Genomic DNA, 22528 nt, shown 5'->3' on the forward strand with positions numbered 1-22528 from the left:
GGTTAGCCCCAAAGTTTTTCTAGGTCGTATAGGCTACGTGTTTGATCTTGCATTACGTGTACAACCACATCACCTAAATCGACTAACACCCATTCACCCACATCTTGTCCTTCTTGGCCAAGCGGCTCCTCGCCTGCATGGCGGGCTTCTTTTGCAACATGCTCTGCAATAGACTGAACGTGACGCTTTGAGTTGCCAGAACAAATAACTAAATAATCGGTTATCGAAGATACGCCTCGAACATCTAGTTTTACTACATCGCGGGCTTTCATATCGTCAACTTTGTCCAGTGCAAAGTCTAAAAGTTGTTCAGAATTCAAATTTGTTTCTCTTCACTAAATAAAATAATCGGCGATTCTAACACAGTGAACTGGCTTATTCAGCATACAAGCGATGTACATTAATGTAGTTTAGGACCTTGTTATCTAGCAAATGTTCCGTATTTTCTCTATTTTTTAAATGTTTACGAATATCACTGGATGCCGCATTAAACTCGGTACCGTTTAGAAAATAACAGAGACCCGCGGCTTGTTGTTGCAGTGCCAATTTATCGTGAGTGAGGGATGTTGTTAGGTACTCTTGAAGTCGTGGACAATGCGCCTGTTGTTCCCCAGGTCGTTGGTACACCACAATATGGCAAAGTTGTGTAATGGTTTGCCATTCAAACCAATGGGGTAAGTTGTTAAACGAATCCATACCCATTAAAAATAATATTGGCGTATTAGGGTTGACCACTCGGCATTCTTGCAGACTCAGTAAAGAGTAGGAAGGTCCAGTTCTGACTAACTCACGGTGGTCAATTTTAAACTTATGATTCGATTCAATGGCCAGCGACAGCATCGCTAGCCTGTGCTCGTCGGTGACACCCGGCTGTGATTTGTGGACTGGTATTGCGCAAGGAAGAAAATACAAATCGTCTAATTCAAGTTCTTCTATGCATTGATTTGCCATATTGATATGACCAAGATGAACAGGATCAAACGTGCCACCAAATAGGGTGATCATAATTTAATGACTCGAGTGTTGATAAGGTAAATCGAAAGGCACATGTTGGCAAAAGGCCAACGCGATATGCGCCAATGCTTGATAGGGAGCTACCATCGTTGCTCGTTTGTATGCACGGTCAAACTCAGCCAATAAGCCAATAATGTGTTCAATATGTTTGATTGTGAGGCGATCCAATGCTTGCGTTGTCGCACCTTGTTGATTTTTCCAAACACCATGTTGTTTGAACAGTTGTGGCAAAGTATTACCTTGTTGCATGCCTTGTTTAAGCGCAAGAAGTGTTTGAGCTTCTTTGTTTAGCGCCCATACGATGCTGGTGGCTTCCACATTGTCATCCGCCAATTTGAGCATCACCTTGATGATTTTTTTTGTATTACCTACGAGCAACGCATCGATTAAGTCAAAAATGTCAAACTTCGCTTGATTTAATAAACCGGTAAGTACCTTTGTTTGATCTATGGGTTCCGACTTATAGAGTAGCGATAGCTTTTCAAGCTCTTGATTTGTGGCAAGCAGGTTGCCTTCTGTGGCGGCCAATAGGCTACGTTTAGCATCTTGGTCGATATTCAGCTTCAGTGCGGCGCATTGTTCATCAAACCAGCGTTGCAAATGGTTACCCGTAAGAGGGTAGCAAGGAATGAAGACGCCTTGTGCGTCGAGTGCTTTAAACCAAGCTGCACGCTGAACGTCTAGCCCCGCTTTTTGTCCTTTAACGATGAGTATCACGTCAGGATTGGTTTGTTCGGTCAGAGATTTTAAGACTTGGCTACCTTGTGTACCCGGTTTCTGTTGATTGAGATCGAGCTCAATCAGCGTTCGTGTGCTGAACAATGACATGCTGTTGTACTGGGCAACCAATTCTTGCCAGTCAAAGCCAGGTAGAAGTGTAAATTTAATGACCTCATCAAAGCCCTGACGTTTTGCACTGAGTTTGATGTCTAAAACACAGTTAGCTTCTTGGTACGGCTCTTCACCGAACACCAAGTAAAAAGGCGCAAGTGATTGCTTAAGTTGTGCTTTTAGTTGATTGGCGTAGCAGCGCATTACAGTTGTGATAGCTCTCGGATGATGCGTTTGCTGGCTAGTTGGCGTAATTCACCCAGTAGCATTTCAAGCTCTTTGCTTTTAGCAAGTGCATTATCAGGGTCATCTTGATAGTTGCGATACAGTTCAAAGCTTTGCTCAACAGGCTCTTGGCCTCGTTTTGTGACTCGATAAGACACGCTATAAGTGAGCTGATATTGTGCGACTTGGCCATTTCTAAACAAGCTCAATGTCTGTCTTTCAAGTGAATCGCGATATAAGTGCAATTGCACGACCTTGCTTGATGTATTTGGTTCAACCAAGGTCACCTTTGCATTTTTTAGGTCGTTTTCTAAAAGCGCATACAGTGCTGCTCGATCATCATCGGCACTCAATACCAGCGTGCGTAAATCTTCAGATAAATACGAGGCTTTCTTTAAATGAAAGCCACAGCTTGATAACAAAACACAGACTAGCGCAAGCGCTAATCCGTGTTTGATAAAAGCAGCTAAGCGCATCTTAGTTTGCTACCACGTTAAGTAGTTTGCCTGGCACGTAGATCACTTTACGAATTGTTTTATCGTCAGTGAACTTAGTGACATTTTCATCAGCAAACGCGAGCGCTTCAACTTGCTCTTGGCTAGCATCCGCAGCAACCGTTAACTTAGCACGAAGCTTACCGTTCACTTGTACAATGATGAGTTTTTCGTCTTCTACTAACGCAGCTTCATCAACGACAGGCCACGCAGCGTCAAGAATATCGCTGTTGTTGCCCAATTGAGCCCAAAGTTCATGACACATATGCGGCGTGATTGGCGCAAGCATAATAATCATTGCGTTAAGCGCTTCATTGGCTAAAGCAATATCTTGCTCGTTGCTAAGCGGTGCTTTGGCTAACTTGTTTGATAGCTCCATGATCGCGGCAATGGCGGTGTTGAACGTTTGACGACGTGATAAATCGTCCGTTACTTTCGCAATTGTTTTGTGAATTTCACGGCGCAATGCTTTTTGGTTGCTATTAAGTGCTGACATATTTAGCTCAGCCTTGCCAGCAGCGTTCACATCTACAGCGTATTTCCAAACACGTTTTAGGAAACGGTGTGCACCTTCAACGCCTGAATCTGACCATTCAAGCGTTTGCTCTGGTGGGGCAGTAAACATCATGAATAAACGAACGGTGTCAGCACCGTACTGTTTAATCACCGTTTGCGGGTCGATGCCGTTATTCTTAGACTTAGACATTTTACTCATGCCCGAAGAGAACACCGGTTGACCGTCTTCTTTATGCCACGCTTTAGTAACACGGCCTTTGTCATCTGTTTCAGTTTGTACGTCTGTTGGCGAGATCCAGATATCGCCGCCTTTTTCGTCTTTACGATAGAAAGTATCGGCTAATACCATGCCTTGACACAGTAAGCGCTCAAATGGCTCATCAGAGTTTACTAAGCCAAAGTCACGTAATAATTTGTGGAAGAAACGTGAGTACAATAAGTGCAAGATAGCGTGCTCAATACCACCAATGTACTGGTTTACAGGTAGCCAGTAGTTTGCTGCGCCCGGCTCTAACATGCCTTCATCGTAACGAGGGCTGCAATAACGCGCGTAGTACCAAGATGATTCCATGAAGGTATCAAACGTATCAGTTTCATGGAAAGCAGGCTGACCATTGACGGTTGTTTTCGCCCACTCAGGGTCTGCTTTGATAGGTGATGTAACCCCGTTCATAACCACGTCTTCAGGAAGACGTACAGGCAACATATCTTCAGTGGCAGCAAGTTCTTGGCCATTTTCATCGCTTAACATTGGAATTGGCGAACCCCAGTAACGCTGACGGCTTACACCCCAGTCACGCAAACGGAAGTTTACTTTTCGCTTACCCGCATTTTGCGCTTCTAGTTTGTCAGCAATGGCGTTAAATGCACCTTCAAAATCTAGGCCGTCAAACTCACCAGAGTTGATTAGCACGCCTTTTTCTGTGAATGCTTCTTTGCCTAAATCAGCAACCAGATCTGAGCCTGCTTCAGGTGCAATTACTTGCTTGATTTCAAGACCGTAGGCCGTGGCGAATTCAAAGTCACGTTGATCATGACCTGGTACTGCCATCACGGCACCAGAGCCGTAATCCATCAATACAAAGTTTGCAATCCAGATAGGGACTTCTTTGCCCGTTAGTGGGTGAATCGCAGTTAAACCAGTCGCAATGCCTTTTTTCTCCATGGTTGCCATGTCTGCTTCTGCAACCTTGGTGTTTTTGCACTCTTCAACAAACTTAGCGATGGCGTCACTTTTCTTAGCCGCTTCTTGGGCAATTGGGTGACCCGCAGCGATACCTACGTAAGTCACACCCATAAACGTATCAGGACGAGTAGTGTAAACCGTGAAGGTTTCGCCGTTATCAGCACGTTTGAAGTCAATTTCTAAACCTTCAGAGCGACCAATCCAGTTACGCTGCATGGTTTTAACTTGCTCAGGCCAATCGTCTAACTTATCTAAGTCATCAAGTAGCTCTTGCGCGTAGTCAGTGATTTTAATGAACCATTGTGGAATTTCTTTTTGCTCAACGATAGCACCTGAGCGCCAACCACGGCCGTCAATAACCTGCTCGTTGGCAAGGACGGTTTGATCAACTGGGTCCCAGTTTACCGTAGACATTTTTTTGTACACTAAGCCTTTTTCGTATAGCTTAGTGAAGAACCATTGTTCCCACTTGTAGTATTCAGGGTGGCAGGTGGCAATTTCACGGTCCCAGTCATAACCAAAGCCCAATTGCTTTAATTGGTTACGCATGTAATCGATGTTTTCATAGGTCCATTTAGCAGGCGCAGTGTTGTTTTTAATTGCGGCATTCTCTGCTGGTAGGCCAAAAGCATCCCAACCCATTGGTTGCATTACGTTTTTGCCTTGCAAACGTTGGAAGCGTGATACCACATCACCAATGGTGTAGTTACGAACGTGACCCATGTGCAGACGACCACTTGGATATGGGAACATAGAGAGACAGTAGTACTTCTCTTTACTCTCGTCTTCGACGACTTTAAATGTCTTGTTCTCTTCCCAATATTGTTGGACTTTTGACTCAATGTCTTGCGGGTTATATTGCTCTTGCATCTACGTTTCCAGACTTCTTGCAAATTGATAGAAAATTGCCCGATAGCATACCCGAATTTAGCCAGCAATCACAGCACCTGAAGCGGAATTATTTTAGTCGATTTGGGTAATTAAGCTGCTGGCTTATGTTAGCTAGCATGAGGGTAGGGTAATGGGCACTTAATTTGTCCGAAATTTGATGTTGTGACTGCAAAACTTATTCGTTCTAACAGAAAAGCAAAAGACCGGAAGACCGCTTAATGAGCACACAGCTGAAACTTTAAATATTCATCAGTAACCTTATCTGAACTGCGTATTTGCCCCGATTTATAGTTGCATGAAGCAAGACAAAGAATGAGATGTTTTTGTTAATGTTAGTGAGATTGATTCGTATTTGTGTTGATGTTTGGTTCAATCGGCCATACAATGCCGCTGTTTTTATGTTGTCTATTATTCTAAATCCAGCAAGGATACCCATGTTAAAAACTACGCTCAGTATGATTGCGTTGTCTGTTAGTACAGCAGCCATAGCAGATGAAACAAGCATTAAAAAATCACAGGTCTTGGACGTTGAACGCATCGTTGTTTCTGGAAGTCGAGTATTTGAAAGCATTGATGAAGTGCCCGCGTCAATTACTGTTATCAATCAAAAACAAATCGAAGAACACTTAAAGGTGAATCCAGAGCTGCAAAGCTTGTTGTCGCAAATAGTGCCAGGCTTGGCACCAGACACAGGTAGCTCAAGTAATACGGGGCAATCACTGCGAGGCCGTGCTCCGCTGGTTATGATTGATGGGGTTCCTCAGTCTACGCCGTTGCGTAATGGTTCATTAGGAATAAAAACACTCGATCCGAGTGCGATTGCGCGTATTGAAGTGATCAAAGGCGCAACCTCGATTTATGGCAATGGTGCATCTGGTGGTATTATTAACTACATCACGAAACAAGCAGCGAGTGATGGAAAAACTGAGGGTGAAGTTAGTCTATCTAGCCGTTTTAGTGCTGTAAAACTCGCAGAAAGTGCCGGAACGCGTGTTGCTGGTGCTGTGACAGGTCGCATCGACCAACTTAGTTATCTCGTCACAGCCAGCTATGAAGAAAATGGGGTTCAGCGTGACGCCGAGGGCGATATTTTAGGCTTACAATACGGCTTATCAGATACCGTCACAGAAAACTATTTTACCAAGCTTGGTTATGAGTTTGACGAAAATAAGCAGCTGCAGTTTAGTTATAACTTCTATAGTTCACAGCAAAAAACGGATTTAGGCGACGTATTTGGAGACATTAATTCTGGAGAGAAGTCATACGCTATTCACATGCCAGCTGAATTGCAAAAGCGAGGTAAACCACAGGGTCCAGATGGAAACGAGAACTTTACCTTAAAATATACCGATCACGCCATTTTCAAAAATACCCAACTGACACTCGATGCGTATGCCCAAGACATCGAAAATGTATTTTTTTATTCACCCAGTCTTGCCAATTTAGATGAAGGTTATACGGGTGGCCAATCCATAATCAGATCAGAGAAAAAAGGGGCTCGAGCCACATTTAACACACAAATCGACTTTGACAATGTGCAAGCGACGTTGATTTACGGTGTTGATGCGCTCAATGATGTGACCTCACAACCTTTGGCTGATGGCCGTATTTGGGTGCCTGAGATGGATATGCAAAGCATTGCAGGTTACTTACAAAGCAAATGGATTATTGCGGATGGTCTCGTCTTAAAAGCAGGGTTAAGGCAAGAAAGTATCGACCTTGGCGTTGCCGACTATCGCACCTTAAAGCTTTGTCGCTCTGTGGATGTGTGTTCAGTACCGTTTAGTGTAAAAGGCGATACCATTGATTATGATGCGACGACATATAACGTCGGTATTAAATACAATGCAAATGAGAAATTCAGCCCGTTTTTCAGTTATTCACAAGGGTCTGATATTGCTGACATTGGCCGTTTGTTACGCAGTGCAACAGTCGAAGATATTGGTCTCATTCAGACTGAAGCATCTATTATCGATAACTATGAAGCGGGTTTTAATTCACAACTAGATAAGCTGCGTTTTGAGTTTGCAGTTTATCGCAGTACTTCAGAACTAGGCACCACGAATAAGTTTAATGAAACGACGGGTGTCTATGAACCTGTGCGTGCTCCGCAGCGAATGTGGGGCTATGAAGCGCTTGTTGACTATAAAATTAGCAATACACTGAAGTTGTTGGCGACATACAGTTACGTAGAAGGCAAAAATACCGAAGCGGATGTGTACTTAGGCTCTCGACAAATTAGTCCTCCAAAATTGACCGCGAACCTTAATTGGCAACCAAGTGATGCGTTATCAATGGCATTAAGTTGGTTGCATGTGGGTGATCGCAAGCGATTCAGTGTGAATGAAAAGGGCTTATACATCGGCGACCAAGCGCCAGTGCATCGCTATAATGTGCTCAATGTGAGTGGTCAGTACCAGTTTTCTCAGCATTGGCAGGGGTATGTTGGCATTGAGAACTTACTCAATAGCGATTACTTTCCCGCGCGCGCGCAATCATACACTTACGGTGGCTACAATATTAAAGGCCTAGGAACAACCGTGACACTGGGTATGAAGTATCGCTTTTAATTAGTTTCACGGTGGTAGATAAATTTTGAAGAGCGAATTGTAATCTTCTTTATTTACATTGGCTGCGAATAAATTGAGGTTTGCAGGACGAGTTCAGCAAACCTCAATACATTGAATAATATAACTAGTCTACACTTACTAATAGTTACAGGAGATGAGGAGTGTAGAAATGGCAGATTATCAGAAGTGGCTTGGTCAATTCACTGATTGGCTAAAAGACGTTAAAAAACATGAAATCGATGATCTGGTTGAAAAATTTATTGCACATCAACAAGCGCTCAAAAATTTATCTCAAGAGAAGTTAGCGGCTTACAAGCGTTACTTAAAAAGAGATTTAGCCCACCTTAAAGACAATTACCAACATTATGATGATCTGGCATGGAACGAATTTAAAGCCAGCATGTTGTACGAATTAGCACAGCTAGAAGATAGAACTCAACTAGAGTGGCATGCCTTATTACAGGATTTTGAGCACCGAGGCACGTACAAGCAGGGAGAATGGATAGCCATGGGCCAATTAGTATGTAAAAATTGTGGCAATAAAACAGATGTATTTTACGCCAGTGAAATTATGCCCTGCTCCGAGTGTGGTCACGGTGAATTCGTGCGTAAGGCATTATCTCCATAAAACCTAACCAATAAAGCGTTAGTGTTTAGAAATAAGAAGTTAGGAATGACCAAAAAAACATCGCCATTACCTACCGAGGCGCTAGCCCCTTCGGTTTCCATTACTCATGTTCAATCTTGCATGCATAACCCCTATCCAGAAGCGCTGCCATTCATTGGTCAACAACGAGCGCAAAGCGCGTTAGATTTTGCGCTGGGCATGGAGCTGCCGGGTTACAACGTGTTTGTTATGGGTGAAGCGGCACTGGGCCGATTTACCATGGTGAAAGATAAACTGGAAGCACATAGTAAAACGCGTCCTACGCCTAAAGAATGGTTGTACGTGAACAATTACGATGACCACCGTGAACCAATCGCGATGTTTATGCAAGCTGGACAAAGCAAAGAGCTGGCTGATGATATTGATGAGTTTTTAGATGAAGTGGCTGACACCTTTCCAGCTGCATTTGATAACCCAGGTTACCAGCGCAAGAAAAAGTCTATTGATCGCGATTTTGACAACAAGTACAACGCTGCATTAACTGCGGTAGAGCAATTAGCGGCGGAGAAGAGCGTTGCGTTGCTTGAAGAAAATAACCTCGTTGGTTTTGCTCCCGTGGTGAACGGTAAACAGTTGGATGACAATGAATTTGCGGCGTTAGATGAACATTTGCAGGCGCATTTTATTAACGCCATTGAGCAACTAGAAGATGCGCTCATTGAAGCACTTTTAGAGTTGCCTCGATGGAAACGAGAATCGTCGGAAAAGCTACGTAACCTGAAAAAATCGACGGTGGAAATGGCCACCAAGCCATTACTTAAAACCTTAGAGCATAAATACTCGAGCCACATTGGTGTTGTGCGTTATCTCAAAGATCTACGCACAGAAATTGTCGACGCTGTACTTGAATGGCTCGATGACGATGTGAACAGCGAAGACAGCAAAGATGACTTTGATGCCAAAGGTATGTTGAGTGACTTTTTTGCCCCCAATATTTTGGTGGAATATAAAGACGATGATCCAGCACCTGTGGTGTATGAGCCAAATCCAACCTTTGGCAATATTTTTGGCAAGGTGGAATATGCCACATCGCAAGGCACACTGATCACTAGTTACCGTTCAATCCAAGCGGGCGCATTGCATCGTGCAAATGGCGGTTACTTAATCATGGATGCTGAAAAGGTACTGGCCAATCCACAAGTGTGGGATGGTCTTAAGTTGTCGCTTAAAACGCATCAAATTAAAAATGACCTACCGTACCAAGATAACTCGGTGGGCAGCAGTTTTACTCTAAAACCACAGCTTATCCCGTTGGATGTGAAAATCATTTTGTTAGGCTCTCGTGATTTGTATTACACCATTGGTGAATACGATGAAGAGTTTGGCGAGTTGTTTAGAGTATTGGCTGATTTCGATTATTACTTGCCAAGTTCTGACAAAATGCAGTACCAATTTGTCACTAAGGTGCAAGAGTATGCACAGCAAACGCTCAACTGTACGCTCAGTGCTGAAGCTTTCGCTCGTTTACTTAAATTTAGTTATCGCCAAGCAGAGCATCATACTAAGTTGTCAGCACGCTTTGCGGATGTTTTGGAATTAGTGGCAGAAGCCAGTTTTTACGCAAAACAGGACGAAGTCAGTCAAATCGAAGCCGAACATATAGATGAAGCCATCGCCGGTAAGCAGTATCGCACAGGTCAGTTAAGCGAAAATATGCTCAGTGATATTCAAGAAGGCCATACCTTGATAGCCACTGATGGTAAAGCGGTGGGTAAGGTTAATGGCCTAACCGTCCTGCATATCGGTGATACGGCTTTTGGTACGCCAGCACGTATTACGGCAACTGTGTACGCAGGGGCTGATGGCGTGATTGACGTTGAGCGTGAAGCTGAGCTGGGTAAATCCATTCACTCAAAAGGGGTAATGCTACTAACCGGTTATCTTGGTAATAAATACGCGCAAAACTTTGCGCTGACTTTGAGTGCTAATATCGCTATTGAGCAAAGCTATGGTTATATCGATGGTGATAGTGCCTCATTGGCCGAATTGTGTGGTCTCATATCCGCCATTACTCAACTACCTATTAACCAGTCTTTGGCGTTAACAGGTTCAATCAACCAACATGGTGAAGTACAAGCTATTGGTGGTGTGAATGAGAAAATTGAAGGCTTCTTTAAATTGTGCAAAATGCGTGGTTTAACGGGTGAGCAAGGAGTGATCATTCCTAATTCAAACAGAGTAAATTTAGTTTTGGATGATGAAATTGTCGCCGCGGTTGCTAATGGCAAATTTAATATTTATGCGGTTGAAAGCGTTGATGAAGCACTCACGTTGCTGATGGATAAGCCAGCAGGGCAGCTCAAAGAGGGCGAGTACCCTGAAGGTAGCATTAACGCGCTTGCACTGGAGCGATTGGCCCATATTGCCAATGTGGTTAATGGGGAAGACAAAGAAGACGATAAAGACAACGAAAAACAAAAAGGTGAATAATGTCGACGACAAATATCATTTTATTAGTGGTGATTTTGGTGTTAGCTGGGCTGGTGTATAAGCAGTCTAAAACGCAAAAACAATCAGCACAGTTTAATCGTAATGCGGCACAGGACTTTTTAGCACAAAACGCCACAAAAGAAGGTATTCAAACTACGGCCTCAGGTTTGCAGTATGAAGTCTTGCAAAGCGGTAGTGGAGAGGCCCACCCAACAGCAACCAGTAAAGTAAAAGTGCATTACCACGGCACCTTACTTGATGGCAGTGTGTTTGACAGCTCAGTATTGCGTGATAGCCCAATTAGTTTTGGTTTAAACCAAGTGATCCAAGGTTGGACAGAAGGGGTGCAGTTAATGAAAGAAGGGGATAAGTTCCACTTTTTCATCGGGCCAGATTTAGGTTATGGCGACAGAGCTGCGGGCAAAATTGAGCCAGGATCGTTACTAATTTTTGAGGTAGAGTTATTGGCGATTGAGTCTTAACGACAGTTGCAAAAGCCTGAGGGTATCTTCAGGCTTTTTGGTGTTGTAATTGGCTATTAAAATGTAATTCCTACATCTGAAATTGTGTCATGTGGCTGAGCTGCCACTGTGCCATTTTCGCGACAAGTACCATTACCGCCACCTACCAATGGTGTTGCGCGCTGATCTAATTTCTTATCATTGTTCACAAGACGCTTTAGCATTTTCTTTTTTAATAGTACTTTCATTATAAGTTTCCTTTTTGTAATAAATTTCCTATTCAAATTACATAAAATGGGTACTTGTGTAAAGTTTATGTGCGAAATATTTCAACCTTAGAGGCTGTGCTTTAGCTTGTTTGGAACTTGAGCTTGTTGATTACAATTGGCAACGTATATGCGTTATACGTTGCCTTAAAAAGCTTAACCTAGCTTTTGCACGGTCAGAGATGCTTCATTGAGCACCACAGTCTGTGCGCGTTTGAAGAAGTTAAAGTCGGTTGCGGTGGCGCTTGTATATGCGCCCATCATGCGCGCCACAATCAAGTCGCCATTAACCAGCTTAGGCAACATGATGTTTTCTGCAACAACATCAATACTGTCACAGGTTGGACCCGCGAGGACGCTCGCATAACATTTTGCATTTTGATTGAGAGTGACAATCGGGTAATTCGCTTCATCAAACATTAAACCACTGAATGAGCCATAAATACCATCATCCAAGTAATACCAAGTTTTACCTTCGCGTTCAGCTTGTCCCATGGCAGATGACACACTCATCATCGCTGGGGCGACAATATAGCGGCCTGGTTCAGCCAACACTTGCACCGTTTCTGGCAGGAATGCCAGCGCATCGTTGATGGGCGCACAAAACTCGTCGATAGGCGCTACCTGTTTGGTGTAACTGACAGGGAAACCACCGCCAATATCCAGCGTACTGAGCGCAGGTAAACCAAGCGTCACCACATCATCCATAACGTGTTTACAAGCAAAAATAGCATCCACGTATTTTTGTGGGCTGCTGGTTTGCGAGCCAACGTGAAATGATAAACCTTTAATGCGAATGCCGAGTTGCTGTGCTTTAGTAATAATTTCAATGGCCATCGCAGGGCTGCAGCCAAACTTTTTCGATAAGTCAGCAAATGCGTCTGCGTTACGAAAGCTTAAACGCACTAACAATTCAACTTGCGCTTTGTAGGCAACAAACTTGTCTAATTCATTGAGATTATCCACAACAAACACAGTGCAGCCGTAATCAAGCGCATCACGAATATCTTTATCGCGCTTAATTGGGTGGGTGTGAATGGTTTTATCTGCAGGTACACCTTGGCTTGCAACTAAATCCACTTCACCGCTGGTGGCTAAGTCAAAACAGGCACCTTCTGCTAACAATGTACGTACCACCGCTTCATGAGGAAGTGGCTTTAGCGCAAAATGTAAGGTGACATTAGGTAAAGCACTTGCAAGTGCACGGTATTGTTCACGAACAATGTCACAGTCGAGTAAAAGTAGTGGCGCACCAAATTGCGCTACTGAAGTTTCGATAAGGTGAACTTGTTCAGCGCTAAGAGCTGAAGGTGAAAAAGCAGAAAAATCCAACGCCGAGTTAGCCATAAAAGCCTCCAATAAATAGAAACAAACTTTCCAAACTATTTTCAATCAAGTTGAAAAGCTGAGCGTCAATAAGCGCGTAAATACGCAGTCAAAGTCACTCTTGGATAGTTGCTCTATCGCCTTGCCACACGCGCAGTGTGATGTACTCGGATTGGCTATCATCAAGAAGCAAATGGATATTAGGGTGTGTTTTTTAATGGTGCAAGAATTAATATTAAATAATTTTTAATCTTATTGATTTTACAGATTTTTAATTGATTGTAGTCTCAATAAAACGCTACTATATTTGTACCTATATTGGTCTGTTAATTTTTTATAAGGATGTTTATGAATTTACGTTTAATCACGTTGGGCTTATTGTTTGGCGCATGTTCAAATCTAGTCAGTACACAGGTTAATGCCGAAGAAGGAAGCACGATAAGATATGCTTTGGGAACGGGGGTTCCTTACTTTTTAAATGCCGAGATTGGCAGTTACTCGAGTCAAGGCGGCTTTTATTTGAGTGCAGGACAAGGTCCTGACGCTGGCTTGACCCTTGGTTGGGAAAGAGTTATCAGTGACAATCAAAAACACTCGTTAGGGCTGGTACTAGGCGCCGTTGGGGTTCGTGAAGGTTCGCCAGAAGTGAACTGTGAGAATGAATCTGGTGCAACAGATACGTTGGGATGTGTGATTGGCAAATCGTTAGCGTCTGCGTTTGATTGGGGCAGTGTGTATGGTGCTGGTGCCAGTTATGGTTATTCATTTTCGCAACGATACCAAGATGCAGGGTGGAAGTTCCGCTTTGTAGCAGGCTATGGGGAAAATAAACACAGCAAAGAAAATGAAGCGGCGGTATCAGCAAGTTTGAGGTATCAATTTTAACTGTTATTGTTATGCGTACTTTCAGCAGTGAATGATTAAGGAAATATGTTGAATAAAGTTGTGTTGGTAACCGGAAGCAGTCGAGGAATCGGAGCTGCAACCGCGCTTAAGTTGGCAGAGCAAGGTTATAAAATTGCCATTAACTACAAACAAGATTATCAAGCCGCTGAGCATGTATTAGCACACATTCAACAACAGGGTGGGGAAGGCGCGTTGTTTCAAGCTGATATCAGTGATGAAGCCGCTGTCGTTTCCCTTTTTAATCAGATCCTACAAAGACTAGGACCTGTGAGCCATTTGGTAAACAATGTGGGCGTATTACAAACGCAAATGCGCGTAGAACAGATGACGGCCGAGCGTATCAACAGCATTCTAATGCAAAATGTGACGCCTTACTTTATATGTGCTCGCGAAGCCATTAAGCATTTCAGAGCGCATTATGACCCACGGCAGTGCGCCATTGTTAATGTGTCGTCAGCAGCATCTCGTTTAGGTGGTGCGAATGAATATGTTGACTATGCAGCTTCTAAAGGCGCTATTGATTCGTTTACCACGGGTTTGTCACTCGAATTAGCAGGCAGTGGAATTCGTGTTAATTGCGTTAGGCCTGGCTGTATTTATACCGATATACATGCCGATGGTGGAGAGCCTGAACGTGTTGACCGTTTAGCTTCGCTATTGCCTATGCAACGCGGTGGTACCAGCGCAGAAGTTGCAAACGCGATTGCTTGGTTGCTTAGCAATGAAGCCAGTTATGTGACCGGGAGTTTTATCGATCTTGCTGGTGGTAAGTAGCTGATCAAGCCTCTTATTAGTACTGTATTCAAGCGTTACGATAGCAATGTCTGAATTGTCTTTGCGATTAGTTGCAGGCTCCCCAGACGTGCGTCTACATCATGATTATGTAGCCCTTCATGTAATTCTGTATACCTGATGAGTGCGGCGCTGTCTTTTTGTGTTGAATGCTGTGCTCGCACATAAACTAACACATAGCAATTCGCGGATTCGCAATCTAATGCATGCATTAAGCTGTGTTCTTCTGCACTAAGCGTTGGATTAAAAGAATGAGTTAAGTTGGGGATGTACAGGTGTTTGATGTAAATGCTGCGTCGGTTTTTTGTGTATTTGCAAATATCCTTGAGTCCATGGCCTTGTATGGCCGAGACTCGTATTTTTTTTAAAATTGATATCGTTGACATATCTATTGTGCTAACGCTTCTTCTACATTATTAACATTGTGTCTATCTCGATGTGGAAAAATCTCCCCATAATTAAAAAGAATAGGGAAGTGATGATGCAGGAGCGCTATTAATAATGTGAATTGTGAAACATGCCACGCTTGTTTCTTTTTAGCCACCGTTTATTTCAAACGTGACACTTCATACTCTCCTTAAAGCAGTTGCTGCGCTTAAACGTCTACCTCAGTAATATCTAACTAAATTTTTGATGTGGGGAGATTTTTCCACACAGGCGTCCGCATAATGTTAACTCAAGGTAATAATTTTGAGATAAGGCTATGGATGGATTAAATATGATAAATGGACTTCAGGCTTCTGTGCAGGCTGCTAGCGGATTTAATGATATTTTAGTGTACAGAAAGGGAGAGCAAAGTGTTTACATTAAACATGTGTTTGCCAATAAGGTTGCTCAATGCCTTAAGCCTACGATTAGTGCGCGTGATATTGATTTTATACGCCAGCTTGATGGGCTTAATTTACGCTATTACGTGCTTGTACATATCAAAAGTGCTAACAGTAGCCAGTTTGATTTGGCGCTCTTTTTAGATGACTATGAAGCGATACAGGGCATTACGCAAGAAGTGGCAGCGCAGCGGGTGATGCCTTTGCCCATGGCCATTCACATGATCAACTCGCTTCTGTTGTAGGAGTCGGTTATGAGAAACAATACACAGCGTAGAAAAGCACTCGTCGATAAATTTTAATTGGAGTTACAAACAGGCATTCGCGCGTTGAGAAAAGAAAGAGGCTTAACGCAAAAACAGCTTGGGTCATTATTGGGAGTCGATCAGGCCACTATCAGCAACTTTGAAAGTGGCAAAACGGTCATTAGTATCACCCAAGCTTACGAAGTTTATTTAATGTTTGGTAAAGAACTCACCTGCCTTAGCTATTAACCAAACGATAAGTTAGAGTATCGTGACAGCGCATTACATTAATAGCGAATGCACTATGTAGTAAGTTGTTTGTAATAATAGCTTGTGCTACTAAAAACACCTTCGCCATTGGTCACAAAATGGGGGATTTGGCCAGATTTTTGGTAGCCGAGCGCTTGGTAAAAAAATTCAGATTTATCGCCTGTTTGGGTATCCAAAAATAACAGTGATAAACCTTGTTGTCTCGCGTGCGTTTCTAAGTTGCACATTAATGCTCGTGCAAGGCCTCTTCTTTGCATTTTTGGATGCACAATCAATTTTTCTATCTCAGCTCTGTGCTGACCATTTTGCTTTTGACAAGGTACTAATTGCACAGCAGCTAAAACATGTTGGTTGTTTAAAATCGCAAATACACGACGCTGTTTGGCTTGCAACTGAGCTTCAACATTGTGCCAAAAACTTGCGATAAGCTCATATTGAGCAGGAACATAGAATCCTAAAGAGGCGCCATCGTTCACGCACAGTGCTAGTAACTCGATAAGCGATGTATGTAATGATGAGATGCTCTCTAGCTCAATAACTTCGAACGTGTCTGAGTTCATATAGTTTGTAGTCCTTTTAATGAATGTTCGATATCCAAAAGGTGTTGCTCCAGTAACCGTTTGCTCGCTTTTAATCGTTTGGTTTGTTGTTTAGGTTTTGCACTAGCCAAGCGAACAGCTTGATAAACACTGCGTTTAGGCAGCGCGTATTGCTCTGCGGCATCTGAAATTGAAAACTGCTCACTTAGTACTTTATGTACCGCCTCTAACATAAGCGGATGTTGTAAAGATAGCGTTCTCATTGCTTTTCTCCCGCAACTTTAACTGGATGCTGAATATCATGAATTTGCCAAATGCTAATGTCCAAATGCCATAACATGTACAGAGTTTGATAGAAGTGAAACATACTGATCACCGATGAAATATTTACTGGGTGACAGATTTAAAGGAAGAAGTGTGCCAACTAATAAATTTATTACTTTTCAAAATGTTAATTCTGGTTTGTTGGTCTGTTTGAGAAGATTTGCACCAAAAATAGGATAATACAGAGGTTGCTGCACTAAAGTAATGCACGGTATCAGTTTATTAAATCACTACAGTAGGTTTCGCTCAATACGTTTTAACAGCCGAGCTTTGCTTTGCGCTAAGCCCACAAGCACCAGTAATAGCGCAACTAAAGCCCATATAGGCGATTGTCCATATTGACTATAAATACTGTAACCTTGAATGAGATTAACATCGACTTTTAATGTATCGGCAACGAATTGAGGTAATACGTGCTGTTCCCCTGAAATGGGATCATAAACACCTGTGATGCCATTATTGGTTGCCCTGATCAAGGGGCGTTGTAGCTCTAAAGCACGCATACGGGCAATTTGCATGTGTTGATGTGGACCATGAGAATCTCCAAACCATGCGTCATTACTCACCGTAAACAAAATATCAGAGTGTTCAGTAAAGTTATCGCGTACAAGTTCGCTAAATGCTATTTCGTAACAAATGGCGGGAAGTATATGCAATCCATTGGCAATCAAATTAGCTTGAACACGTTCGCCGCGTGTGAACGACGACATGGCTAGATTGAATAAAGGGGCGAGTGGACGCAAAATATTTTCAAAGGGGACAAACTCACCAATGGGCAGCAATTGGTGTTTTTGATAACGGTTGGTATGCAAATACTGATAATGCCCTTGTGCGTCTTCGCGGTTCTTTTTACCCAACACAATTAAGGTATTAAACACCGTTTTACTATTGAGTTGATAGTCAGGAATGCCTGTGATTAGTGCGGTGTTGTTGAACGCCGCGGCTTTATCTAAGTCATTTAAAAACGGCGTGGCAAAATCTTCTATTTCGGGGATTGCCGCTTCTGGCCAAACGACAAGGTCCACATCGTGCCAAAGTGGTCTTGTCATGTCTCGGTACTTAGACATGGTTGGCCAAAAGTGTTCAGGCTCCCAGCGCAAGCTTTGTTGAATATTTCCTTGCACGAGCAATGTTGAAATGTGTTGGCCAGTCTGTTTTGGTTTTTCAATCAGTATGTTGGTTGACAAAAGCGCTGCGAATGGGATGGTTAAGAGTAAGAAAGGCTTGGCGCTTTTTAGTTTCATTGTGTAGTACAGAGCTGCGCCTACCAACACACACAATAATGTAAGGCCCGCTTCACCAATAATAGGGGCAAAAATATTTAAGGGGCTATCAGTGAGCGTATAACCAAAACTGAGCCAGGGGAAGCCAGTCAATAGCTTGCCACGTAACCACTCAAAAAGGGCAAACCCGACCACCAACATAGCGGTTCGCTGCCATGCACTATGCTGAAACTTGCTGGCCAGCATAAAGGCAAACATCGGATAGAGCGCGAGGTAACCGCACAGTAGGGCCATTAACAGCAATGAAATAGGTAAGGGTAAGCCACCAAATTGAGCAATGGAGACATGTACCCAGCTTATTCCTAGTGCAAACCAGCCAAAGCCAAAAATAAAACCATACTTGGCTGCTCGTTTGATTGAAGGCGTATCGGTGACATAACTTGCCAACATTAAGGTAATAAATACCAGCGGCCAGATGTTAAAAGGTGCGTAGGCAAAAGTAAGCGCACAGCCTGACAATAAAGCCAACCATGCGCGTCTATCTTTGCATAAAAGGGCGAGTTTACTCAGCTTCGTCGTCGCCATCTTCTGATTTAGGTACAGTTACTTGAAGCTGAATAATACGACGATTATCCGAGTTCGTCACTTTAAACTGTAATGGTTCAATATCAATGGTTTCACCACGGCTAGGCATGTGGCCAAAGGCATGTAAAATAATGCCGCCAATGGTATCAGCCTCTTGCGTGTCATAACCGGTTTTGAAGAATTCATTGAACTCATCTAATGGTGTAAGCGCTTGTACCGTGTAGGTATGCTTAGCTAATTGACGAATATCATGCTGATCTTCATCATCATCGTGCTCATCTTCAATTTCACCCACAATGATTTCGAGAATATCTTCAATGGTGACTAAGCCTGACACACCACCGTATTCATCCACAACAATCGCCATGTGATAGCGCTTTTGACGAAATTCGTTAAGTAGAGCATCGACGCGTTTACTTTCCGGTACAACAATCGCTGGACGTAAATAATCGCGCAACGCGGGTAAGCTATCGTCTTTATTTAAGATCAGGGGCAATAAGTCTTTTGCCAGTAAAATACCTTCAACATGGTCTTTGTCTTCGCAGATCACTGGAAAACGAGAGTGTGATGACTCTACCATGGTCGGTAATTGTTGCTCTAATGACTCATCTACATCAAGCGTTATCATTTGTGAGCGTGGGATCATGATATCTCGTACTTTGAGTTCAGATACGCCCAGTACGCCTTCCATCATGTCTTTGGTTTCAGGATCGATCAGCGCTCTTTCTTGCGCATCGGCAATGACCTCTACCAACTCTTCTTTGTTTTGGGGTTCCCCTTGCAGCATCTGTGTGATGCGTCCCAACCAGGTTTTGCCAGAAGAACCCTGGCTACTCTGCGAGTTATCGTCGCTCATTGTCGTGTTTTACTCCGTAAATATAAAAATCTGTGCACAGAATGCGTGATATAAGTTTTTAAATATCATCACGATAGGGGTCACTTATCCCCAATTCTGCTAAAAACTCTTTTTCAAGACTTTCCATTTCCATGGCGTCTTGTTCATTTATATGGTCAAAGCCAAGCAAATGCAAGCAGCCATGGATCACCATGTGGGCAAAATGCTCATGAAATGGCTTTTCTTGCTCGATTGATTCGCGCTTAACGACCTGTGGACAAATAATTAAATCGCCGATAAGTGGCAACTCAATACCCGGTGGTGCTTCAAATGGAAATGACAACACATTAGTAGATTTATCTTTGCCACGGTATTGACTGTTTAGCTCTTGGCTCTCTTGTTCGTCTGCAATGCGAATAGTAAGCTCAGCTTGCTCTCTGTATGGGAGCAGAGCTTTTTCAGCCCACAGCGTAAATTGCTGCTCTGATGGTAAATCATCAAAGTTACAGGCAATTTGCAGGTCTAATTCTATGCTCATTATTCTTGCTCTTTTTGTTGTTTAGTCAGCTTATACGCTTGCTCTTTTGCTGCTTTTTCTTTGCGCTCTGCTTCTTCTTTTTTCTCGTATGCTTCAACAATACGAGCCACCACAGGGTGACGAACGACATCGTGAGACTGGAAGAAATTAAATGAGATCTCCTCTACATCACTTAGTACTTCAATGGCGTGGCGAAGGCCTGAACGGGCTCCGCGTGGCAAGTCGACCTGAGTAATATCGCCGGTGATCACTGCCTTTGAATTAAAACCGATACGAGTTAAGAACATTTTCATTTGCTCTGTGGTGGTATTTTGGCTTTCATCCAAAATAATAAACGCATCATTTAATGTTCGGCCACGCATGTAGGCAAGCGGTGCGACTTCGATGACGTTCTTTTCAATCAGTCGTTCGACTTTTTCAAAACCCAACATTTCGAATAGCGCATCGTAAAGCGGTCGCAAGTATGGATCAATTTTTTGTGTGAGGTCACCTGGTAGAAATCCCAGCTTTTCACCCGCTTCAACCGCAGGACGGGTTAACAAAATACGACGGATCTCTTGACGTTCTAGCGCATCAACCGCGGCAGCAACAGCAAGGTAAGTTTTACCTGTACCAGCGGGGCCTACACCAAAACAAATATCATGGGTAAGAATATTAGCGACATATTGGCTTTGGTTTGGATTACGAGGTTTGACTACGCCACGGCGAGTTTTGATGTAAACTTCTTGTTCCCATACCGAAGGCGCATCTTGTTCAAGTACGTTTGCTTCGGTAATGGCCAAATGGACGTGATCAGGTTCTATTTCATTAAGCTGACCACGAATAGGCTGAGTATCAACGTATAAAGACTTTACTATGTCCATTGCGGCTTTGGCTTGTAACGGCTGACCCGTTATTTTAAACCAGTTGTCACGATGGGCAACTTCTACCCCTAAGCGGCGCTCTATTTGTTTTATGTTTTCATCAAAAGGTCCACACAATGATGAAAGACGATTGTTGTCGGCGGGTTCTAGGTAAAATTCAAGGTTCTTTAACTGACTACTCAAAATAGCTTCCTGTAATAATTACGCCAGCATAGGCTGGCGTCATCAATCTGATTTAAGGCGTAAACGTGGTTACACCTAGCTCATCAGCTTCCGGTTCTGCTGGTGCGCGGTTTAAAATATCAGCCGGCGCAACATCCTTACGCAAATTCATTTCTGATTCTGTACGAATAAGTTCGCCACGTAAAGAGTTTGGTAAAGCTTCAGTAATACGTACATCAACAAACTGACCGATCACTGAGTGTGGGCCTTCAAAGTTAACTACGCGGTTGTTTTCGGTACGGCCTCTTAGCTCCATCGGATTTTTCTTCGAAGGGCCTTCCACTAAGATACGCTGTTCGGTATCAAACATCTTGCGGCTGATGTCTTGTGCCATTTGGTTGATACGGTTTTGCAAAAGGTATAAGCGCTCTTTTTTCTCTTGCTCAGATACGTCATCGGGTAGATCTGCAGCAGGGGTTCCTGGGCGTGCTGAATAGATGAAGCTAAAGCTCATGTCAAAACCAATATCGTTGATTAGATTCATGGTCGCTTCAAAATCTGCTGTTGTTTCGCCTGGGAAACCAATAATGAAGTCAGACGACATACTCAAATTCGGGCGAATTTTACGTAGCTTACGAATAGTTGATTTGTACTCAATGGCGGTGTGACCACGTTTCATCAGGTTCAAAATACGATCAGAACCACTTTGTACTGGTAAATGCAGGTGATCTACTAGCTCAGGTACTTCTGCATAAGCTTCAATGATGTCTGGTGTAAATTCTACTGGGTGCGATGTGGTATAACGAATACGGTCGATACCATCAATGGCTGCAACATAACGTAGTAAGTCTGAGAAGTAACAAATTTCACCGTCGTGTGTTTCACCGCGGTAAGCATTTACGTTTTGACCAAGTAGGTTAACTTCACGCACGCCTTGCTCTGCAAGTTGCGCAACTTCAAGCAGTACGTCGTCTAGTGGACGGCTTACTTCTTCACCTCGCGTGTAAGGGACTACACAGAAAGTACAGTACTTTGAACAGCCTTCCATGATTGACACAAACGCAGAAGGACCTTCCGCTTTAGGCTCAGGAAGGCGATCAAACTTTTCAATTTCTGGAAATGAAATATCAACCACGGCGCCTTGCTTGCTTTGTACTTGCTTGATCATCTCAGGTAGACGGTGCAGTGTTTGCGGGCCAAACACAATGTCTACAAATGGCGCGCGCTGGCGAATAGTGTCACCTTCTTGTGATGCCACACAGCCACCCACACCAATCACTAAGTCTGGGTTGTCATCTTTGAGTAGCTTCCAACGACCTAGTTGGTGGAATACTTTCTCTTGTGCCTTTTCACGAATTGAACAAGTGTTGAGTAAGATAACATCGGCTTGCTCGGCTTCTTCTGTTAGTTGATAGCCGTTTGTGGCATCTAGTAGGTCAGCCATTTTCTGAGAGTCGTACTCGTTCATCTGACAACCCCAGGTTTTAATATGCAACTTTTTACTCATTGAAATATTGCCTCGTTTTCAATTCGGTTTTAATG

General features: G+C 43.2%; 23 protein-coding genes. 8 read left to right on the top strand and 15 right to left on the bottom strand.

Annotated features, from left to right (window positions below; genetic code table 11):
- Nucleotides 1-2 precede the first annotated feature (2 nt).
- From rsfS to leuS, 5 genes are read right to left on the bottom strand one after another with little or no spacing between them, the layout of a single operon-like run.
- Nucleotides 3-320, bottom strand: coding sequence for a ribosome silencing factor (rsfS, locus tag AC5FX4_RS06815; RefSeq protein WP_493605711.1), 318 nt, complete (start codon nucleotides 318-320; stop codon nucleotides 3-5).
- A 55-nt stretch (nucleotides 321-375) separates the two neighbouring features.
- A complete protein-coding gene (nadD, locus tag AC5FX4_RS06820; RefSeq protein WP_493605712.1) occupies nucleotides 376-1005 on the bottom strand; it encodes a nicotinate-nucleotide adenylyltransferase in 630 nt (209 codons plus the stop codon).
- A 3-nt stretch (nucleotides 1006-1008) separates the two neighbouring features.
- The gene (holA, locus tag AC5FX4_RS06825; RefSeq protein ID WP_493605713.1) at nucleotides 1009-2049 is read right to left on the bottom strand and encodes a DNA polymerase III subunit delta; all 1041 of its coding nucleotides are present in this window, start codon (nucleotides 2047-2049) and stop codon (nucleotides 1009-1011) included.
- On the bottom strand, nucleotides 2049-2546 hold the full coding sequence (locus tag AC5FX4_RS06830; protein ID WP_493605714.1) for an LPS-assembly lipoprotein LptE: 498 nt from the start codon (nucleotides 2544-2546) through the stop codon (nucleotides 2049-2051). The genes holA and AC5FX4_RS06830 overlap by 1 nt, the downstream gene beginning before the upstream one ends.
- Nucleotide 2547: 1 nt before the next feature.
- Nucleotides 2548-5136: a leucine--tRNA ligase gene (gene leuS, locus AC5FX4_RS06835; RefSeq protein WP_493605715.1), complete on the bottom strand. Its 2589-nt coding sequence runs from the start codon at nucleotides 5134-5136 to the stop codon at nucleotides 2548-2550.
- Nucleotides 5137-5591: 455 nt separating this feature from the next.
- Between leuS and AC5FX4_RS06840 the strand changes: the two genes are divergently transcribed.
- The 4 genes from AC5FX4_RS06840 to AC5FX4_RS06855 all read left to right on the top strand — a co-directional run bounded on the left by AC5FX4_RS06840 (nucleotide 5592) and on the right by AC5FX4_RS06855 (nucleotide 11306).
- Nucleotides 5592-7727, top strand: coding sequence for a TonB-dependent receptor (locus tag AC5FX4_RS06840; RefSeq protein ID WP_493605716.1), 2136 nt, complete (start codon nucleotides 5592-5594; stop codon nucleotides 7725-7727).
- A gap of 169 nt (nucleotides 7728-7896) precedes the next feature.
- Entirely contained in the window at nucleotides 7897-8355 is a 459-nt protein-coding gene (locus AC5FX4_RS06845; protein WP_493605717.1) for a zinc ribbon-containing protein, read from the top strand.
- Between the two features lie 45 nt (nucleotides 8356-8400).
- Nucleotides 8401-10824, top strand: a complete 2424-nt coding sequence (locus AC5FX4_RS06850; RefSeq protein WP_493605718.1) for a Lon protease family protein — start codon at nucleotides 8401-8403, stop codon at nucleotides 10822-10824.
- Nucleotides 10824-11306 carry an FKBP-type peptidyl-prolyl cis-trans isomerase gene (locus AC5FX4_RS06855; protein ID WP_493605719.1) on the top strand — a complete coding sequence of 161 codons (483 nt, stop codon included), beginning with the start codon at nucleotides 10824-10826 and terminating at the stop codon, nucleotides 11304-11306. Before AC5FX4_RS06850 ends, AC5FX4_RS06855 begins: the two co-directional genes overlap by 1 nt.
- A 56-nt stretch (nucleotides 11307-11362) precedes the next feature.
- Here AC5FX4_RS06855 and AC5FX4_RS06860 read toward each other — a convergent pair whose 3' ends face one another.
- Both AC5FX4_RS06860 and AC5FX4_RS06865 read right to left on the bottom strand, forming a co-directional pair.
- Complete coding sequence (locus AC5FX4_RS06860; protein WP_493605720.1) at nucleotides 11363-11533, bottom strand: hypothetical protein; 171 nt, start codon at nucleotides 11531-11533, stop codon at nucleotides 11363-11365.
- 174 nt (nucleotides 11534-11707) lie between these two features.
- Nucleotides 11708-12898 carry a type III PLP-dependent enzyme gene (locus tag AC5FX4_RS06865; RefSeq protein WP_493605721.1) on the bottom strand — a complete coding sequence of 397 codons (1191 nt, stop codon included), beginning with the start codon at nucleotides 12896-12898 and terminating at the stop codon, nucleotides 11708-11710.
- A 327-nt stretch (nucleotides 12899-13225) separates the two neighbouring features.
- Here AC5FX4_RS06865 and AC5FX4_RS06870 point away from each other — a divergent pair, with 327 nt between their 5' ends.
- Complete coding sequence (locus AC5FX4_RS06870; RefSeq protein WP_493605722.1) at nucleotides 13226-13762, top strand: hypothetical protein; 537 nt, start codon at nucleotides 13226-13228, stop codon at nucleotides 13760-13762.
- Between the two features lie 48 nt (nucleotides 13763-13810).
- The gene (locus AC5FX4_RS06875; protein ID WP_493607789.1) at nucleotides 13811-14557 is read left to right on the top strand and encodes an SDR family oxidoreductase; all 747 of its coding nucleotides are present in this window, start codon (nucleotides 13811-13813) and stop codon (nucleotides 14555-14557) included.
- A 35-nt stretch (nucleotides 14558-14592) separates the two neighbouring features.
- Here AC5FX4_RS06875 and AC5FX4_RS06880 read toward each other — a convergent pair whose 3' ends face one another.
- Nucleotides 14593-14961 (bottom strand): hypothetical protein, encoded by a 369-nt coding sequence (locus tag AC5FX4_RS06880; RefSeq protein ID WP_493605723.1) that lies wholly within the window; start codon nucleotides 14959-14961, stop codon nucleotides 14593-14595.
- Nucleotides 14962-15293: 332 nt separating this feature from the next.
- Here AC5FX4_RS06880 and AC5FX4_RS06885 point away from each other — a divergent pair, with 332 nt between their 5' ends.
- Together AC5FX4_RS06885 and AC5FX4_RS06890 are read left to right on the top strand one after the other, a co-directional pair.
- Nucleotides 15294-15647: a hypothetical protein gene (locus tag AC5FX4_RS06885; RefSeq protein ID WP_493605724.1), complete on the top strand. Its 354-nt coding sequence runs from the start codon at nucleotides 15294-15296 to the stop codon at nucleotides 15645-15647.
- 57 nt (nucleotides 15648-15704) lie between these two features.
- Nucleotides 15705-15896, top strand: coding sequence for a helix-turn-helix transcriptional regulator (locus AC5FX4_RS06890; protein ID WP_493605725.1), 192 nt, complete (start codon nucleotides 15705-15707; stop codon nucleotides 15894-15896).
- 53 nt (nucleotides 15897-15949) lie between these two features.
- On the opposite strand, the gene AC5FX4_RS06895 is transcribed toward AC5FX4_RS06890, so the two are convergent.
- The 7 genes from AC5FX4_RS06895 to miaB all read right to left on the bottom strand — a co-directional run bounded on the left by AC5FX4_RS06895 (nucleotide 15950) and on the right by miaB (nucleotide 22493).
- Nucleotides 15950-16477 carry a GNAT family N-acetyltransferase gene (locus AC5FX4_RS06895; protein ID WP_493605726.1) on the bottom strand — a complete coding sequence of 176 codons (528 nt, stop codon included), beginning with the start codon at nucleotides 16475-16477 and terminating at the stop codon, nucleotides 15950-15952.
- On the bottom strand, nucleotides 16474-16719 hold the full coding sequence (locus AC5FX4_RS06900; protein ID WP_493605727.1) for a hypothetical protein: 246 nt from the start codon (nucleotides 16717-16719) through the stop codon (nucleotides 16474-16476). The genes AC5FX4_RS06895 and AC5FX4_RS06900 overlap by 4 nt, the downstream gene beginning before the upstream one ends.
- A gap of 291 nt (nucleotides 16720-17010) precedes the next feature.
- Nucleotides 17011-18588: an apolipoprotein N-acyltransferase gene (gene lnt / locus AC5FX4_RS06905; RefSeq protein ID WP_493605728.1), complete on the bottom strand. Its 1578-nt coding sequence runs from the start codon at nucleotides 18586-18588 to the stop codon at nucleotides 17011-17013.
- A complete protein-coding gene (gene corC / locus AC5FX4_RS06910) occupies nucleotides 18566-19444 on the bottom strand; it encodes a CNNM family magnesium/cobalt transport protein CorC (RefSeq protein ID WP_493605729.1) in 879 nt (292 codons plus the stop codon). Before corC ends, lnt begins: the two co-directional genes overlap by 23 nt.
- Nucleotides 19445-19502: 58 nt before the next feature.
- Nucleotides 19503-19961, bottom strand: coding sequence for an rRNA maturation RNase YbeY (gene ybeY / locus AC5FX4_RS06915; RefSeq protein ID WP_493605730.1), 459 nt, complete (start codon nucleotides 19959-19961; stop codon nucleotides 19503-19505).
- Nucleotides 19961-21007 (bottom strand): PhoH family protein, encoded by a 1047-nt coding sequence (locus tag AC5FX4_RS06920; RefSeq protein WP_493605731.1) that lies wholly within the window; start codon nucleotides 21005-21007, stop codon nucleotides 19961-19963. The genes ybeY and AC5FX4_RS06920 overlap by 1 nt, the downstream gene beginning before the upstream one ends.
- 52 nt (nucleotides 21008-21059) lie before the next feature.
- The gene (miaB, locus tag AC5FX4_RS06925) at nucleotides 21060-22493 is read right to left on the bottom strand and encodes a tRNA (N6-isopentenyl adenosine(37)-C2)-methylthiotransferase MiaB (RefSeq protein WP_493605732.1); all 1434 of its coding nucleotides are present in this window, start codon (nucleotides 22491-22493) and stop codon (nucleotides 21060-21062) included.
- Nucleotides 22494-22528 lie beyond the last annotated feature (35 nt).

It is taken from the genome of Pseudoalteromonas sp. ATL1, from assembly GCF_058933015.1.

Coding starts and splice junctions, on each gene's coding strand:
- AC5FX4_RS06900 (WP_493605727.1), bottom strand. CDS start 16,719: ATGAGAACGCTATCTTTACAACATCCGCTTATGTTAGAGGCGGTACAT.
- nadD (WP_493605712.1), bottom strand. CDS start 1,005: ATGATCACCCTATTTGGTGGCACGTTTGATCCTGTTCATCTTGGTCAT.
- AC5FX4_RS06895 (WP_493605726.1), bottom strand. CDS start 16,477: ATGAACTCAGACACGTTCGAAGTTATTGAGCTAGAGAGCATCTCATCA.
- lnt (WP_493605728.1), bottom strand. CDS start 18,588: ATGGCGACGACGAAGCTGAGTAAACTCGCCCTTTTATGCAAAGATAGA.
- AC5FX4_RS06880 (WP_493605723.1), bottom strand. CDS start 14,961: ATGTCAACGATATCAATTTTAAAAAAAATACGAGTCTCGGCCATACAA.
- AC5FX4_RS06845 (WP_493605717.1), top strand. CDS start 7,897: ATGGCAGATTATCAGAAGTGGCTTGGTCAATTCACTGATTGGCTAAAA.
- AC5FX4_RS06885 (WP_493605724.1), top strand. CDS start 15,294: ATGATAAATGGACTTCAGGCTTCTGTGCAGGCTGCTAGCGGATTTAAT.
- ybeY (WP_493605730.1), bottom strand. CDS start 19,961: ATGAGCATAGAATTAGACCTGCAAATTGCCTGTAACTTTGATGATTTA.
- leuS (WP_493605715.1), bottom strand. CDS start 5,136: ATGCAAGAGCAATATAACCCGCAAGACATTGAGTCAAAAGTCCAACAA.
- AC5FX4_RS06840 (WP_493605716.1), top strand. CDS start 5,592: ATGTTAAAAACTACGCTCAGTATGATTGCGTTGTCTGTTAGTACAGCA.
- AC5FX4_RS06830 (WP_493605714.1), bottom strand. CDS start 2,546: ATGCGCTTAGCTGCTTTTATCAAACACGGATTAGCGCTTGCGCTAGTC.
- AC5FX4_RS06855 (WP_493605719.1), top strand. CDS start 10,824: ATGTCGACGACAAATATCATTTTATTAGTGGTGATTTTGGTGTTAGCT.
- holA (WP_493605713.1), bottom strand. CDS start 2,049: ATGCGCTGCTACGCCAATCAACTAAAAGCACAACTTAAGCAATCACTT.
- corC (WP_493605729.1), bottom strand. CDS start 19,444: ATGAGCGACGATAACTCGCAGAGTAGCCAGGGTTCTTCTGGCAAAACC.
- AC5FX4_RS06870 (WP_493605722.1), top strand. CDS start 13,226: ATGAATTTACGTTTAATCACGTTGGGCTTATTGTTTGGCGCATGTTCA.
- miaB (WP_493605732.1), bottom strand. CDS start 22,493: ATGAGTAAAAAGTTGCATATTAAAACCTGGGGTTGTCAGATGAACGAG.
- AC5FX4_RS06850 (WP_493605718.1), top strand. CDS start 8,401: ATGACCAAAAAAACATCGCCATTACCTACCGAGGCGCTAGCCCCTTCG.
- AC5FX4_RS06865 (WP_493605721.1), bottom strand. CDS start 12,898: ATGGCTAACTCGGCGTTGGATTTTTCTGCTTTTTCACCTTCAGCTCTT.
- AC5FX4_RS06860 (WP_493605720.1), bottom strand. CDS start 11,533: ATGAAAGTACTATTAAAAAAGAAAATGCTAAAGCGTCTTGTGAACAAT.